The 14,577-nt window shown below is 64.9% G+C and carries 14 protein-coding genes; 7 read left to right on the forward strand and 7 right to left on the reverse strand.

Annotation, left to right across the window (positions count from 1 at the left end; translation table 11 throughout):
• Positions 1–16: 16 nt before the first annotated feature.
• The 7 genes from acnB to ACFO0J_RS16645 all read right to left on the reverse strand — a co-directional run bounded on the left by acnB (position 17) and on the right by ACFO0J_RS16645 (position 8,652).
• Positions 17–2,602, reverse strand: coding sequence for a bifunctional aconitate hydratase 2/2-methylisocitrate dehydratase (acnB, locus tag ACFO0J_RS16615; protein ID WP_376814204.1), 2,586 nt, complete (start codon positions 2,600–2,602; stop codon positions 17–19).
• 142 nt (positions 2,603–2,744) lie between these two features.
• Positions 2,745–3,377: an OmpW/AlkL family protein gene (locus ACFO0J_RS16620; protein ID WP_376814205.1), complete on the reverse strand. Its 633-nt coding sequence runs from the start codon at positions 3,375–3,377 to the stop codon at positions 2,745–2,747.
• Positions 3,378–3,499: 122 nt separating this feature from the next.
• Positions 3,500–3,790 carry a GNAT family N-acetyltransferase gene (locus tag ACFO0J_RS16625; RefSeq protein ID WP_376814206.1) on the reverse strand — a complete coding sequence of 97 codons (291 nt, stop codon included), beginning with the start codon at positions 3,788–3,790 and terminating at the stop codon, positions 3,500–3,502.
• Positions 3,780–5,231 carry a bifunctional 2-methylcitrate dehydratase/aconitate hydratase gene (locus ACFO0J_RS16630; RefSeq protein ID WP_376814207.1) on the reverse strand — a complete coding sequence of 484 codons (1,452 nt, stop codon included), beginning with the start codon at positions 5,229–5,231 and terminating at the stop codon, positions 3,780–3,782. Before ACFO0J_RS16630 ends, ACFO0J_RS16625 begins: the two co-directional genes overlap by 11 nt.
• A 24-nt stretch (positions 5,232–5,255) precedes the next feature.
• A complete protein-coding gene (gene prpC / locus ACFO0J_RS16635) occupies positions 5,256–6,530 on the reverse strand; it encodes a bifunctional 2-methylcitrate synthase/citrate synthase (protein WP_376814208.1) in 1,275 nt (424 codons plus the stop codon).
• Between the two features lie 46 nt (positions 6,531–6,576).
• The gene (gene prpB, locus ACFO0J_RS16640) at positions 6,577–7,476 is read right to left on the reverse strand and encodes a methylisocitrate lyase (protein WP_376814209.1); all 900 of its coding nucleotides are present in this window, start codon (positions 7,474–7,476) and stop codon (positions 6,577–6,579) included.
• A 186-nt stretch (positions 7,477–7,662) separates the two neighbouring features.
• Positions 7,663–8,652: a malate dehydrogenase gene (locus ACFO0J_RS16645; RefSeq protein ID WP_376814210.1), complete on the reverse strand. Its 990-nt coding sequence runs from the start codon at positions 8,650–8,652 to the stop codon at positions 7,663–7,665.
• Positions 8,653–8,847: 195 nt separating this feature from the next.
• Between ACFO0J_RS16645 and ACFO0J_RS16650 the strand changes: the two genes are divergently transcribed.
• The 7 genes from ACFO0J_RS16650 to gltA all read left to right on the forward strand — a co-directional run bounded on the left by ACFO0J_RS16650 (position 8,848) and on the right by gltA (position 14,571).
• On the forward strand, positions 8,848–9,618 hold the full coding sequence (locus tag ACFO0J_RS16650; protein WP_376814211.1) for a GntR family transcriptional regulator: 771 nt from the start codon (positions 8,848–8,850) through the stop codon (positions 9,616–9,618).
• 66 nt (positions 9,619–9,684) lie between these two features.
• Positions 9,685–10,098 (forward strand): succinate dehydrogenase, cytochrome b556 subunit, encoded by a 414-nt coding sequence (gene sdhC, locus ACFO0J_RS16655; protein ID WP_376814212.1) that lies wholly within the window; start codon positions 9,685–9,687, stop codon positions 10,096–10,098.
• Positions 10,098–10,478, forward strand: a complete 381-nt coding sequence (gene sdhD / locus ACFO0J_RS16660) for a succinate dehydrogenase, hydrophobic membrane anchor protein (RefSeq protein ID WP_376814213.1) — start codon at positions 10,098–10,100, stop codon at positions 10,476–10,478. Before sdhC ends, sdhD begins: the two co-directional genes overlap by 1 nt.
• Position 10,479: 1 nt before the next feature.
• Positions 10,480–12,255: a succinate dehydrogenase flavoprotein subunit gene (gene sdhA / locus ACFO0J_RS16665; RefSeq protein ID WP_376814214.1), complete on the forward strand. Its 1,776-nt coding sequence runs from the start codon at positions 10,480–10,482 to the stop codon at positions 12,253–12,255.
• 13 nt (positions 12,256–12,268) lie between these two features.
• Positions 12,269–12,985 carry a succinate dehydrogenase iron-sulfur subunit gene (locus tag ACFO0J_RS16670; protein WP_376814215.1) on the forward strand — a complete coding sequence of 239 codons (717 nt, stop codon included), beginning with the start codon at positions 12,269–12,271 and terminating at the stop codon, positions 12,983–12,985.
• 9 nt (positions 12,986–12,994) lie between these two features.
• On the forward strand, positions 12,995–13,258 hold the full coding sequence (locus ACFO0J_RS16675) for an FAD assembly factor SdhE (protein ID WP_376814216.1): 264 nt from the start codon (positions 12,995–12,997) through the stop codon (positions 13,256–13,258).
• A 17-nt stretch (positions 13,259–13,275) separates the two neighbouring features.
• On the forward strand, positions 13,276–14,571 hold the full coding sequence (gene gltA / locus ACFO0J_RS16680) for a citrate synthase (protein WP_376814217.1): 1,296 nt from the start codon (positions 13,276–13,278) through the stop codon (positions 14,569–14,571).
• The last annotated feature ends 6 nt before the right edge of the window (positions 14,572–14,577 follow it).

Below are 14,577 nucleotides of genomic sequence, written 5' to 3' on the forward strand. Positions count from 1 at the left end.
GCGCGGCCTGAAAGAATCAGGCGTCCACGGTATTGGCCACCGCCGTGAAGTCTTCGATCTGGTCGAAGTTCATGTAGCGGTAGATGGACTCGCTGTCCTTGCTCAGCAGGCCCATGGACTCCAGGTATTCCTCGCGGGTGGGGATGCGGCCCAGGCCGGAGCAGATCGCGGCCATTTCGGCCGAACCCAGGAACACGTTGGAGTTCTTGCCCAGACGGTTGGGGAAGTTGCGCGTGCTGGTCGAGAACACCGTGGCGCCTTCGCGCACCTGGGCCTGGTTGCCCATGCACAGCGAGCAGCCCGGCATTTCCATGCGCGCGCCGGCCGTGCCGAAGGTGCCGTAGTGGCCTTCCTTGGTCAGTTCGCTGGCGTCCATCTTGGTCGGCGGGGCGACCCAGAGCTTGGACGGCAGGTCGCGCTTGCCCTTGAGCAGCGTGGCGGCGGCGCGGAAGTGGCCGATGTTGGTCATGCAACTGCCGATGAAGACCTCGTCGATGGCGGTGCCGGCCACGTCGGACAGCGTCTTGACGTCGTCCGGATCGTTCGGGCAGGCCACGATGGGCTCGTGGATGTCCGCCAGGTCGATGTCGATGACGGCCGCGTATTCGGCATTGGCGTCGGGTTCGACCAGTTGCGGGTCGGCCAGCCAGGCTTCCATGTTCTTGATGCGGCGCGCCAGGGTGCGGGCGTCCTGGTAGCCGTTGGCGATCATCCACTTCAACAGCGTGATGTTGCTGTTCAGGTACTCGATGACCGGTTCCTTGTTCAGGCGCACGGTGCAGGCGGCGGCGGAGCGTTCGGCCGAAGCGTCGGACAGTTCGAAAGCCTGTTCGATCTTCAGGTTCGGCAGCCCTTCGATTTCGAGGATGCGGCCGGAGAAGATGTTCTTCTTGCCCTTCTTTTCGACGGTCAGCAGGCCTTGCTTGATCGCGTACAGCGGGATGGCGTTGACCAGATCGCGCAGCGTGACGCCGGGCTGCATTTCGCCCTTGAAGCGCACCAGCACGGACTCAGGCATGTCCAGCGGCATGACGCCGGTGGCGGCGGCGAAGGCGACCAGACCGGAGCCGGCCGGGAAGCTGATGCCGATCGGGAAACGGGTGTGCGAGTCGCCGCCGGTGCCGACCGTGTCGGGCATCAGCATGCGGTTCAGCCACGAGTGGATGATGCCGTCGCCCGGGCGCAGCGCCACGCCGCCGCGCGTGCTGATGAAGGCGGGCAGTTCGTGGTGGGTCTTGACGTCCACGGGCTTGGGGTAGGCGGCGGTGTGGCAGAAGGACTGCATCACCAGGTCGGCCGAGAAGCCCACGCAGGCCAGGTCCTTGAGTTCGTCGCGGGTCATGGGGCCGGTGGTGTCCTGGCTGCCGACCGAGGTCATGCGCGGTTCGCAGTAGGTGCCGGGGCGCACGCCCTGGCCTTCGGGCAGACCGCAGGCGCGGCCGACCAGCTTCTGCGCCAGGGAATAGCCCTTGCCGCTGTCGGCGGGGGATTCGGGCAGGCGGAACAGCGTCGTGGGCGGCAGGCCCAGGGACGCGCGCGCCTTGGCCGTCAGGCCGCGGCCGATGATCAGCGGGATGCGGCCGCCGGCGCGGACTTCGTCCAGCAGCACGTCGGATTTCAGTTGGAACTCGGAGATGACCTGGCCGTTTTTCAGGGCCTTGCCTTCGTAGGGGCGCAGTTCGATGACGTCGCCCATGTTCATGGCGGACACGTCCAGTTCGATGGGCAAGGCGCCGGAGTCTTCCATGGTGTTGTAGAAGATCGGGGCGATCTTGCTGCCCAGACAGACGCCGCCGAAGCGCTTGTTCGGCACGAAGGGGATGTCTTCGCCGGTGTACCAGATGACGGAGTTGGTGGCCGATTTGCGCGAGGAACCGGTGCCGACCACGTCGCCGACGTAGGCGACCAGGTGGCCCTTGGCCTTGAGTTCTTCGATCAGCTTGATCGGACCGACCTGGCCCGGGGCGTCGGGCGTGATGCCGTCGCGCGGGTTTTTCAGCATCGCCAGCGCGTGCAGCGGGATGTCCGGGCGGCTCCAGGCGTCGGGGGCGGGCGACAGGTCGTCGGTATTGGTTTCGCCGGTGACCTTCAGCACGGTCAGGGTCAGGCTTTGCGGGACTTCGGGGCGGCTGGTGAACCACTCGGCGTCGGCCCAGCTTTGCAGCACGGCCTGGGCGTGGACGTTGCCGGCCTTGGCTTTTTCTTCGATGTCGTGGAAGGCGTCGAAGACCAGCAGGGTCTTTTTCAGGCCTTCGGCGGCGACCGGCGCCTGGTCGGCGTGGTCCAGCAGTTCGATCAGTGCGCCGATGTTGAAGCCGCCCAGCATGGTGCCCAGCAGTTCGGTGGCGCGGCGGGCGTCGATCAGGGGGCAGGATTCTTTGCCCAGCGCGACGGCGGCCAGATAGGATGCCTTGACCTGGGCGGCGTCGTCCACGCCGGCGGGGACGCGGTGCGTGAACAGGTCCAGCAGGAATTCGGCTTCGCCGGCGGGCGGGTTTTTCAGCAGTTCGATCAGGTCGGCGGTCTGCTTGGCCGTCAGGGGAAGCGGCGGGATGCCGATCGCCTCGCGGGCGGCGGCTTCGGTGCGGTAAGAGTCCAGCATGGAATAATGCCCCAGGAGAGAGGGTTGGAGAACGCGGCTATTTTACCGGTAAGCCCGGTGATCAGGCAATAGTCTTATATAAGATATAAGACCGAAGCCATGAACCGCAGCCTCCAACCCGCCGGGGGCTATTCCAGGCTGCTTAGAAGCGGTAGCCGACCCCGACGGTGGCGACCCAGGGGTTGATCTTGGCCGTGCCGATGTCCGTGCCGTTCAGGTGGACCTTGGAACGGATGTCGATGTAGCGCAGATCGGCGTTCAGGAACCAGCGCTCGTTCAGCTTGTAGTCCACGCCGACCTGAGCCGCGACACCCCAGGAATCCTTCAGGCTGAGGTCGTTGCCGGCCAGCGCGCCGTGGGTCTTGGTGTCGAAGAAGGTCGTGTAGTTCAGACCCACGCCCACATAGGGTTGGAAGGTGGCGTCCGGCAGGAAGTGCCATTGCAGGCTGAGGGTCGGCGGCAGATGCTGGGTCGAGCCGATCTCGCCCATGCCCTTGGCGTTGATGGAGTGCTTGAAGGGGAAGGCGCCCAGCAGTTCGATCCCGATGTTGCGCGTGGCCATGTAGGTCAGGGTGAAGCTGGGACGGGTGCTGCCGTCGATGTCCAGCTTGACCGTGCCGCCGGCCAGGGTGCCGTTGTCGGACTTGGGTTCGACGTGCGTGACGCCGACCTTCAGCAGGATGTCACCCGCTTCGTGGGCCAGCGCGGGGGCGGCGGCGATCGAGCCGGCAGCCAGGGCGCAGGCGAGGGCGGTGTGACGAAGGCGGAATGACATGGGGTTCTCCCTACATACGGTGTGGTTATGGAAAACCGTATTGTGGGGAAACCCCGAACTTGATGACTTAATCAGGATCAAGGAAACAGTGATTTTTCGCTTATTTATTAGCGTTTAAAGATTCAAACCACCAGATCCTGATATTCCGGGTGGCGCCGCACGAAGGCAGCGACATACGAACACACGGGGCGGACCCGCCAACCGCGCGCCCGGGCCGTGTCCAGCCCGAAGCGCGCCAGGTCGGCGGCAATGCCGCGACCGCCCACGGCGGCCGGTACCCCCGTGTGCGTGAACGACGCGACCGTGCCGTCCAGGACGTAGTCCAGCACGCAGAGATGACCGTCCTCCGTCCATTCGAAACGGTGGGCGGCCTCGTCGTGACGGATGGCGCGGGCGGGGGCCTCAGATGACATACAGATCCACGTACTCGTGCACCGGCATGGCTTCCAGTTTCGCCTGGTCCAGCGACACGTCCAGGATGCGCTGCTGCTGGCGGGCCGGGAACTGGCGGGCCAGGTTCGTGCGGAACTTGGCTTCCAGCAGCGGGATGCCGTCGGTGCGGCGGCGCTTGTGGCCGATCGGGTATTCGCAGACGATCTCGTCGAGCCTGGAGCCGTCCGTGAATTCGACCGTCAGCGCGTTGGCGATGGAGCGCTTTTCCGGATCGTGGTAGTCGGCGGTGAAGGCCGGGTCTTCCACGCAGACCATCTTGTCGCGCAGGGCGTCGATGCGCGGGTCGGCGGCCACGGCGTCCTCGTAGTCGCCGGCGGTCAGGCGGCCGAACAGGATGGGCACGGCCACCATGTACTGGATGCAGTGGTCACGGTCGGCGGGGTTGTCCAGCGGGCCCTTCTTGTCGATGATGCGGATGCAGGCCTCGTGGGTGCGGATCGTGATCTTCTTGATGTCGGCGTCGGTCTTGCCCAGGGACTTCAGCTTCGCGTGGATGTCCATGGCGCATTCCACTGCGGTCTGCGAGTGGAATTCGGCCGGGAAGGAGATCTTGAACAGCACGTTTTCCATCACGTAGCTGCCGTAGGGGCGCTGGAACTTGAAGGGCTGGCCCTTGAACAGCACGTCGTAAAAGCCCCAGACCGGCGCGCTCAGCACGGACGGGTAGCCCATTTCGCCGGTGCGGGCGATCAGCGCCAGGCGCACGGCGCGGCTGGTGGCGTCGCCCGCCGCCCAGGACTTGCGGCTGCCGGTGTTGGGCGCGTGGCGGTAGGTGCGCAGGCTCTGGCCGTCCACCCAGGCCAGGGACACGGCGTTGATGGCTTCTTCGCGCGACAGGCCCAGCATCTGGGACACCACGGCGGTGGAGGCGACCTTCACCAGCACCACGTGATCCAGGCCGACCTTGTTGAAGGAGTTTTCCAGCGCGATGCAGCCCTGGATTTCGTGCGCCTTGATGATGCCTTCGAGCACGGCGCGCATGGTCAGCGGCGCCTTGCCGGCGGCCACGGCGTTGCGCGACAGCCAATCGGCCACGGCCAGGACGCCGCCCAGATTGTCGGATGGATGGCCCCATTCGGCCGCCAGCCAGGTGTCGTTGAAGTCCAGCCAGCGGATCATGCAGCCGATGTTGAAGGCGGCCTGCACCGGGTCGAGCTGGAACTGCGTGCCGGGGACCTTGGCGCCGTTGGGCACCACGGTGCCGGGGACGATGGGGCCCATGAGCTTGCGGCAGGCCGGGTATTCCAGGGCTTCCAGACCGCAGCCCAGGGTGTCGATCAGACAATTGCGGGCGGTTTCGAGCGCCAGTGCGCTCTCGATCTTGTAGTCGAAGACGTAATCGACGATATCCACCAGGACCTGGTCGGGTTGGGGACGGACGTTGGAAATGGGTGCAGACATGTGGGTTCCTGAAAGAAGTGCGGCTTACTTGCGCTTGGACAGGGGAACGAACTTGCGGTCTTCCGGACCGACGTAGTTGGCCGTCGGGCGGATGATCTTGTTGTCGATGCGCTGCTCGATGATGTGCGCCGACCAGCCGGCGGTGCGGGCGATCACGAACAGGGGGGTGAACATGGCGGTGGGCACGCCCATCATGTGATAGGACACGGCCGAGAACCAGTCCAGGTTGGGGAACATCTTCTTGGCGTCCCACATCACCGACTCCAGGCGCTCGGCAATGTCGTACATCTTGGTCGAGCCGGCGGACTTGGACAGTTTGCGGGCCACGGACTTGATGACCTGGTTGCGCGGGTCGGACACGGTGTAGACCGGGTGGCCGAAGCCGATCACGACTTCCTTGGCTTCGACGCGGCGGCGGATGTCGGCCTCGGCCTCGTCCGGGGTGTCGTAGCGTTTCTGGATTTCGAAGGCGACCTCGTTGGCGCCGCCGTGTTTCGGGCCGCGCAGCGCGCCGATGGCGCCGGTGATGGCCGAATACATGTCCGAGCCCGTGCCGGCGATGACGCGGCCGGTGAAGGTCGAGGCATTGAATTCGTGTTCCGCGTACAGGATCAGCGAGGTGTGCATCGCATGGACCCATTCCTTGGACGGGGTCTCGCCATGCAGCAGATGCAGGAAATGGCCGCCGATGCTGTCGTCATCGGTCTCGACGTTGATGACGCGGCCGTTGTGGCTGTAGTGGTACCAGTACAGCAGGGCCGAACCCAGGCTGGCCATCAGGCGGTCGGCGATGTCGCGCGCGTCCGGCAGATTGTGGTCGTCCTTTTCAGGCAGCACGCAGCCCAGCACCGAGGCGGCGGTGCGCATCACGTCCATCGGGTGGCTGGCGGCGGGCAGGGCTTCCAGGGCGACCTGGACCTGGGCGGGCAGGCCGCGCAGACGGCGCAGCTTTTCCTTGTAGGCCTTGAGTTCGGCCGAGGTCGGCAGCTTGCCGTGGATCAGCAGGTGGGCGACTTCTTCGAATTCGCAGGTGTCGGCGATGTCCAGGATGTCATAGCCGCGATAGTGCAGGTCGTTGCCGCTGCGGCCGACCGTGCACAGCGCGGTGTTGCCGGCGACGATGCCCGACAGGGCGACGGATTTCTTGGGTTTCGGGCCGGCGGGTGCCGCGGGTGCAGCGGCGGGAGCAGCAGCGGCAGCGGCCTGGACGGCGGGCGCCCTGGGCGTAGCGGGCTTGCGCGCAGGGGCCTTCTTTGCCGCCGGGGTTTTCTTGGCAGTCGCGGTGTTCTTGGTCGCCATCAGCGATCTCCTTGGATGAGGTGTTCGGTTCGGAGGCGGGGTCCGGTCAGGACGCCTTGTTCTTGCCCTGCTGGAACAGGGCGTCGAGCTGGTTTTCGTAGCGGTGGTAGCCGATGCGGTCGTAGAGCTCTTCGCGCGTCTGCATCTGGTCGATCACCGCGTGCTGGTGGCCGTCGCGGCGGATGGCCTGGTAGACGGCCTCGGCCGCCTTGTTCATGGCGCGGAAGGCCGACAGCGGATAGAGCACCATGCCGACGCCGGCGCCCTTGAGTTCTTCGACGGTGAACAGCGGCGTCTGGCCGAATTCGGTGATGTTGGCCAGCACCGGGACGTTCAGGCTGCCGGCAAATTTCTGGTAGGTGCCCAGATCGTAGGATGCTTCGGCGAAGATCGCATCGGCGCCGGCTTCGACGCAGGCGTGCGCGCGCTCCAGGGCCGCGTCCACGCCGTGGACGGCGATCGCGTCGGTGCGCGCGATGATGTAGAAATCGCTGTCGGTGCGGGCGTCCACGGCGGCCTTCACGCGGTCGGCCATTTCTTCGGTGCTGACGATTTCCTTGCCGGGCCGGTGGCCGCAGCGCTTGGCGCCGACCTGATCCTCGATGTGGCAGCCGGCGGCGCCGAACTTGATCAGGGATTTGACGGTGCGGGCGATGTTGAAGGCCGAGGGCCCGAAGCCGGTGTCGATGTCCACCAGCAGCGGCAGGTCGCAGACGTCGGTGATGCGGCGCACGTCGGTCAGCACGTCATCGAGCGTGTTGATGCCCAGATCGGGCAGGCCGAGCGAACCGGCGGCCACGCCGCCGCCCGATACGTAGATGGCGCGGTAGCCGGCGCGTTTGGCCAGCAGGGCGTGATTGGCGTTGATGGCCCCCACGATCTGCAGGGGGGATTCTTCGATCAGCGCCTGGCGCAGCAGTGCGCCGGGAGAAGCGGGACGGGTCATGGTGGACGCTCCGGTGGGCCGCCGTCTCCAGGCGCGCCCGGGTTTGCGGCAAGACGCCCCGGGTAGGGGCGGGTTCCGGTCAATGGCAGGAGCATTCTGGCCGCACGGGCCCCGCCTGTCTGTCATCGGCCGGACATTCGGCGGCGGGCGCGGCGGCCGGGCCGCTGCGCGTCCGCCGCCAGGGGCTTACTTCAGCAGGTCGGCGACGCCGTCGCGTTCTTCGAGCAGTTCGTTCAGGGTGAAGTCCATGCGTTCGCGCGAGAATGCATCGATCTCCAGACCGGCGACACGGGTGTATTCGCCATTGGCCGTGGTGACCGGCACGCCGTAGATGATGCCTTCGGGGATGCCGTAGGAGCCGTCCGAGGGGATGCCCATGGTGACCCACTTGCCGTTGCTGCCCAGCACCCAGTCATGGATGTGGTCGATGGCGGCGTTGGCCGCCGAGGCCGCCGAGGACAGGCCGCGCGCAGCGATGATGGCCGCGCCGCGCTTGCCCACGGTGGGGATGAAGGTGTCGGCGATCCAGGCGGCATCGTTGACCAGGGCCTGGGCGGGCTGGCCGCCGATGGTGGCGAAGCGCGTGTCCGGGTACATGGTGGGCGAGTGGTTGCCCCACACGACCAGCTTTTCGATGTCGGCCACGGCCTTGCCGGTCTTGGCGGCGAGTTGCGACAGCGCGCGGTTGTGGTCCAGGCGCAGCATGGCGGTGAAGTTCTTGGCCGGCAGGTCCGGGGCGGACTTCATGGCGATGTAGGCGTTGGTGTTGGCCGGGTTGCCGACCACCAGCACCTTGACGTCGCGGCTGGCGACTTCATTCAAGGCCTTGCCCTGGGCGGTGAAGATCTGGGCGTTGACCTGCAGCAGGTCTTTGCGTTCCATGCCGGGGCCGCGCGGGCGGGCGCCGACCAGCAGGGCGACGTCGACGTCCTTGAAGGCGGTGCGCGGATCGCTGTGAGCGCTCATGCCGGCCAGCAGCGGGAAGGCGCAGTCGTCCAGTTCCATCATCACGCCTTGCAAGGCCTTTTGGGCCTTTTCGTCGGGAATTTCCAGAAGCTGCAGGATGACGGGCTGGTCCTTGCCGAGCATTTCGCCCGAGGCGATGCGGAATAGCAAGGCATAGCCGATCTGGCCGGCGGCGCCGGTGACCGCGACGCGCATGGCGGGTTTGGACATGGTGATTCTCCGATAGGGTGAGAGGATAGCTGGGGGTGTACGAAATCGCCGAAAAGAGTAGTGTATTCCACCCCTCAGCGTCAAGAGTCTTATATCTTATATAAGACACAAGAGTATTAGACATCCGGCCCCGGAAGTGCGAAAATGCGTCGTCTCATCTTGTAGCATAGCCGCACTGCAGCATTCCTGACCGACATGTCCGAATCCCCCCCGATTGATCGCCAGCAGACGCCGAGCCGCGCTCCCCACAGCGCTGCGTTCAGCCCGCTGTATCAGCAGATCAAGGGCCTGATCCTGCAGGGACTGGACCGGGGCGAATGGAAGCCCGGCGAATCGATCCCCAGCGAACTCGAGCTGGCCGCCCGTTTCCAGGTCAGCCAGGGCACCGTGCGCAAGGCGATCGACGAACTGGCCGCCGAAAACCTGCTGATCCGCCGCCAGGGCAAGGGCACTTTCGTCGCCACGCACAACGAAGCCAAGGTGCGCTACCGTTTTCTGCGGCTGACGCCCGACGAGGGCCGGCCCGGCGTGTCCAGCAGCCAGATCCTGGACTGCCGCCGCGCCAAGGCATCGGCCGAGATCGCCGCCGCGCTGGATCTGCGCGCCGGGGATGCGGTCGTGAACATGCGCCGCGCGCTGTCTTTCGACGACGTGCCCACCATTCTGGACGATATCTGGCTGCCCGGCAGCATCTTCAAGGGCCTGACCCTGGAATCGCTGCTGCGCTATCGGGGGCCGGTGTACGCCCTGTTTGAAACCGAATTCGGCGTCAGCATGGTGCGCGCCGAAGAAAAAATCCGTGCCGTGGCGGCGACCGAGGCTCAGGCCGAACTGCTGCGGGTCCAGCCCGGCAGCCCGCTGCTGCAGGTCGAACGCATTGCCTATACCTATGGCGACCGTCCCATGGAGTTGCGCCGCGGCCATTACGTCACCGAGCGCTACCATTACCGCAACAGTTTGAATTGACACGCGGATGGGCGAAAATGCCAGGTGTATCCCGAATTCTTTCCATCTTCCAACTACGAGGCCATCATGTCTGAATCAGCTTCAAAGCCGCGCCCGCAGTTCCGTAACCTGGGGTTGAGCGACCTCATGAGTTACCGGCTGCCTCCGGCTGCCAAGGCATCCATCCTGCACCGGGTCAGCGGCGCGCTGCTGTTCCTGGCGCTGCCGCTGGTGATCGTGCCGCTGTTCGCGCAAAGCGTGCAGTCGCCCGCGACCTTCGCCGCCATGAAGGAATGGGTCGCCAACCCGGTCTGTAAGATCGTGCTGCTGGTGCTGATGTGGGGCTACTTCCACCACTTCTGCGCGGGCATCCGCTATCTGACGCTGGACCTGCACGTCGGCAACGCGCGCGAACCCTCGCAGCGCTCCGGCGCCCTGGTCATCGGCGTGGCGCTGGCACTGACCGTGGTCTTCGGTCTGAAACTCTTTGGAGCATGGTAATGGCTCAAGAACGCATCGGTCGCAAGCGCCTGGTCGTCGGCGCGCACTACGGCACGCGCGACTTCATCGTCCAGCGCGCCACCGCCGTCATCATGGCGGTCTACACCCTGGTCCTGGTGCTGTACGCAGTCCTTGGCAGCAGCCTGGATTTCGAATCCTGGCGCGCCTTCTTCGCCTTCACCGTCGGCACGCTGCCGGTCGGGCAACTGCTGGCCACGCTGGCCTTCCTGTCGCTTGCCTGGCACGCCTGGATCGGCGTGCGCGACATCTGGATGGACTACGTGCATTCCGACGGCCTGCGCCTGTTCCTGCAGGTCCTGACGATCCTGTGGCTGGTGGCCGCAGTGATCTTCTTCGGTCAAATTCTCTGGAGTCTCTAACGTGGCCGCTGTCAATAAATCCCTTCCGCGCCGCCAGTTCGATGTGGTGGTCGTCGGCGCCGGCGGAGCCGGCCTGCGTTGCGCCTTGCAATTGGCCCAGGCCGGCCTGTCCGTGGCCGTGCTGTCCAAGGTCTTCCCGACGCGTTCGCACACCGTGGCCGCCCAGGGCGGCGTCAGCGCTTCGCTGGGCAATATGAGCGAAGACCACTGGCAATGGCATATGTACGATACCGTCAAGGGCTCCGACTGGCTCGGCGACCAGGACGCGATCGAATTCATGGTCCGCGAAGCGCCCAATGCCGTGTACGAGCTCGAACACTTCGGCATGCCCTTCGACCGCAATCCGGACGGCACCATTTATCAACGCCCGTTCGGCGGCCACACCTCGCACTTCGGTGAAAAGCCCGTCCAGCGCGCCTGTGCCGCGGCTGACCGCACCGGCCACGCGATGCTGCACACGCTCTACCAGCGCAACGTCGCCGCCCGCACGAACTTCTTCGTCGAATGGATGGCGCTCGATCTGCTGCGCAACAACGACGGCGACGTGCTGGGCGTGACCGCCATGGAAATGGAAACCGGCGAAATCTACGTCCTGGAAGCCAAGCACACCGTGCTGGCCACCGGCGGGGCCGGTCGGATCTGGGCGGCTTCGACCAATGCCTTCATCAACACCGGCGACGGCCTGGGCATGGCCGCGCGTGCGGGCATCCCGTTGCAGGACATGGAATTCTGGCAATTCCACCCCACCGGCGTGGCCGGGGCCGGCGTGCTGATCACCGAAGGCGTGCGCGGCGAAGGCGGCATCCTGCTGAACAAGGACGGCGAGCGCTTCATGGAACGCTACGCGCCGCAGCTCAAGGACCTGGCGCCGCGTGACTTCGTCTCGCGCTCGATGGACCAGGAAATCAAGGAAGGCCGCGGCTGCGGCGATGGCAGCTACGTGGTGCTGAAGCTCGACCACCTGGGTGCGGAAACCATCCAGAAGCGTCTGCCCTCGATCCGCGAAATCGCCATCAAGTTCGCCAACATCGACCCGATCAAGGACCCGATCCCCGTCGTGCCGACGATCCATTACCAGATGGGCGGCATTCCGGCCAACTATCACGGCCAGGTCGTCACCCGCGTCAACGGCCAGGAAAAGATCGTCAACGGTCTGTACGCCGTCGGCGAATGCGCGGCGACCTCGGTGCACGGCGCCAACCGCCTGGGCACCAATTCCCTGCTGGACCTGATCGTGTTCGGCCGCTCGGCCGGCAACTTCATCGTCGATCAGCACCCGGAACGCACGCACAGCCACCAGCCGCTGCCGGACACCGACATCGAGGCCTCGCTGGATCGCGTCAACCGCCTGGAAACCCGCACCTCGGGCGAAAAGGCCCAGGACGTGGCCAACAAGATGCGCATGACCATGCAGGCCCACTGCGGCGTGTTCCGCAAGCTGGATCTGCTGAAGGAAGGCGCGGAAATGATCGCCGACCTGGTGCCGGAAGTCCAGGACATCTATTTCGCCGACAAGTCCAAGGTCTTCAATACCGCCCGCATCGAGGCCCTGGAAGTCTCCAACATGATTGAGGTGGCCCGCGCCACGACGACCTCGGCGGCCGCCCGCCTGGAATCGCGCGGGGCCCACGCCCTCGAGGAATACCCGGAACGCGACGACGTGGACTGGCTCAAGCACACGCTGTGGTTCGCCGGGGACAACCGCCTCGAATACACTCCGGTGCGCATGCAGCCCCTGACCGTGGACAGCATCCCGCCCAAGCCGCGTACCTTCTAATCTGGATATCGTCATGAGTCAAAAACGCATCGTGAAATTCGAGATCTACCGCTACGATCCGGACAAGGACGAACGGCCTTACATGCAGAAGTTCGAGGTCGAGCTGCAACCGACCGACAAGATGCTGCTGGACGCGATCCTGCGCATCAAGAACGATCTGGACGACAGCCTGGCCCTGCGCCGGTCCTGCCGCGAGGGTGTGTGCGGGTCCGACGCCATGAACATCAATGGCAAGAACGGCCTGGCCTGCACGACCAACCTGCTGTCGCTCAAGGAGCCCATCGTCCTCAAGCCGCTGCCCGGCCTGCCCGTGGTGCGCGACCTGATCGTGGACATGACCTTCTTCTTCGACCAGTATCATTCGATCAAGCCGTTCCTGATCAACGACACGCCGCCGCCCGAAAAGGAACGCCTGCAGTCGCCTGAGGAACGCGAGGAACTCAACGGTCTGTACGAGTGCATTCTGTGCGGTTCCTGCTCCACCGCCTGTCCGTCCTTCTGGTGGAATCCGGACAAGTTCGTCGGCCCGGCCGGCCTGCTTCAGGCCTACCGCTTCATCGCCGATTCGCGCGACGAAGCCACCGGCGAACGTCTGGACAACCTGGAGGATCCGTATCGCCTGTTCCGCTGCCATACGATCATGAACTGTACGGACGTCTGCCCCAAGGGCCTGAATCCGTCGGCCGCGATCGGCAAGATCAAGGAAATGCTCGTGCGTCGCACGGTCTAGGATTCGGACATGTCCGGCGACCTGACCGTGTTGGATCGCGCCCGCCTGCGTTGGCGGGCACGTCGCGGCCTGCTCGAAAACGATCTCATCATCACGCGCTTCCTGGATGCCCACGAAACGCAGTTGACCGAGACCGACGTGCAGGCCTTGACGCTGCTTTTCGAAATGGTCGATACCGAATTGCTCGACGTCCTGTTGGGACGTACGGACCTGTCGGGTCCCTACGACACGCCCGACATCCGTCGGCTCGTCGAGCAGATGAAAGCGCTGTAACTTAAAGGAAGATTCACATGCAGCTATCCGATAAAAAAGCCACGCTCTCGTTCTCCGACGGCAGCCCCTCGGTTGAATTCCCGGTTTACCAGGGTACGGTCGGCCCGGACGTGGTCGACATCCGCAAGCTTTACGGTCAGACGGGGATGTTCACCTACGACCCCGGCTTCATGGCGACGGCCGCCTGCGAATCCGCCATCACCTACATCGATGGCGACAAGGGCCAGTTGCTGTATCGCGGCTACCCGATCGACCAGTTGGCGACCAACTGCGATTTCCTGTCGGTCGCCTATCTGATCATGAACGGCGAACTGCCTTCGCCGGACCAGAAGCGCGACTTTGACAATCTGGTCACGCACCACACCCTGGTGCACGAGCAGATGCACACCTTCCTGCAGGGCTTCCGTCGCGATGCGCACCCGATGGCGGTGCTGACGGGTCTGGTGGGCGCGCTGTCGGCCTTCTATCATGACTCCACCGACATCACCAACCCGCGTCACCGCGAGGTCTCCGCGATCCGCCTGATCGCCAAGCTGCCGACCCTGGTCGCCATGGCGTACAAGCATTCCCTGGGCCAGCCCTTCATCTACCCGCAGAACGACCTGTCCTACACGGGCAATTTCCTGCGCATGATGTTCGCCACGCCTTGCGACGACTACCAGGTCAACGACGTGGTGGAACGCGCGCTGGACCGCATCTTCATCCTGCACGCCGACCACGAACAAAACGCCTCCACCTCCACGGTGCGTCTGTGCGGTTCCTCGGGCACCAATCCGTTTGCCGCCATCGCGGCCGGCGTGGCCTGCCTGTGGGGCCCGGCGCACGGCGGCGCCAACGAAGCCTGCCTGAACATGCTCGAAAGCATCCAGGCCCAAGGCGGCGTGGCCAAGGTCGGCGAGTTCATGGAAAAGGTCAAGGACAAGAATTCGGGCGTGCGCCTGATGGGCTTTGGTCACCGGGTCTACAAAAACTATGACCCGCGCGCCAAGCTGATGCAGGAAACCTGCCGCGAAGTCCTGGGCGCCCTGGGCCTGGAAAACGACCCGCTGTTCAAGCTGGCCATGGAACTGGAACGCATCGCCCTGGAAGACAAGTACTTCGTGGATCGCAAGCTGTACCCGAACGTGGACTTCTACTCGGGCATCGTGCAGCGCGCCATCGGCATCCCCACGTCGCTGTTCACGGCGATCTTCGCCCTGGCCCGCACGGTGGGCTGGATCGCCCAATGGAACGAAATGCTGTCCGATCCCGACTACAAGATCGGTCGTCCGCGCCAGTTGTATACCGGCGCCGCCGTGCGCAACGTGAAGTAATCCAGC

The organism is Castellaniella hirudinis (assembly GCF_042651965.1).
Taxonomy (GTDB): Bacteria; Pseudomonadota; Gammaproteobacteria; order Burkholderiales; family Burkholderiaceae_B; genus Castellaniella; species Castellaniella hirudinis.

Bases quoted from the DNA above. Each gene is read 5' to 3' on its own strand.
- acnB (WP_376814204.1), bottom strand. From the start codon at position 2,602: ATGCTGGACTCTTACCGCACCGAAGCCGCCGCCCGCGAGGCGATCGGC.
- ACFO0J_RS16620 (WP_376814205.1), bottom strand. From the start codon at position 3,377: ATGTCATTCCGCCTTCGTCACACCGCCCTCGCCTGCGCCCTGGCTGCC.
- ACFO0J_RS16625 (WP_376814206.1), bottom strand. From the start codon at position 3,790: ATGTCATCTGAGGCCCCCGCCCGCGCCATCCGTCACGACGAGGCCGCC.
- ACFO0J_RS16630 (WP_376814207.1), bottom strand. From the start codon at position 5,231: ATGTCTGCACCCATTTCCAACGTCCGTCCCCAACCCGACCAGGTCCTG.
- prpC (WP_376814208.1), bottom strand. From the start codon at position 6,530: ATGGCGACCAAGAACACCGCGACTGCCAAGAAAACCCCGGCGGCAAAG.
- prpB (WP_376814209.1), bottom strand. From the start codon at position 7,476: ATGACCCGTCCCGCTTCTCCCGGCGCACTGCTGCGCCAGGCGCTGATC.
- ACFO0J_RS16645 (WP_376814210.1), bottom strand. From the start codon at position 8,652: ATGTCCAAACCCGCCATGCGCGTCGCGGTCACCGGCGCCGCCGGCCAG.
- ACFO0J_RS16650 (WP_376814211.1), top strand. From the start codon at position 8,848: ATGTCCGAATCCCCCCCGATTGATCGCCAGCAGACGCCGAGCCGCGCT.
- sdhC (WP_376814212.1), top strand. From the start codon at position 9,685: ATGTCTGAATCAGCTTCAAAGCCGCGCCCGCAGTTCCGTAACCTGGGG.
- sdhD (WP_376814213.1), top strand. From the start codon at position 10,098: ATGGCTCAAGAACGCATCGGTCGCAAGCGCCTGGTCGTCGGCGCGCAC.
- ACFO0J_RS16670 (WP_376814215.1), top strand. From the start codon at position 12,269: ATGAGTCAAAAACGCATCGTGAAATTCGAGATCTACCGCTACGATCCG.
- ACFO0J_RS16675 (WP_376814216.1), top strand. From the start codon at position 12,995: ATGTCCGGCGACCTGACCGTGTTGGATCGCGCCCGCCTGCGTTGGCGG.
- gltA (WP_376814217.1), top strand. From the start codon at position 13,276: ATGCAGCTATCCGATAAAAAAGCCACGCTCTCGTTCTCCGACGGCAGC.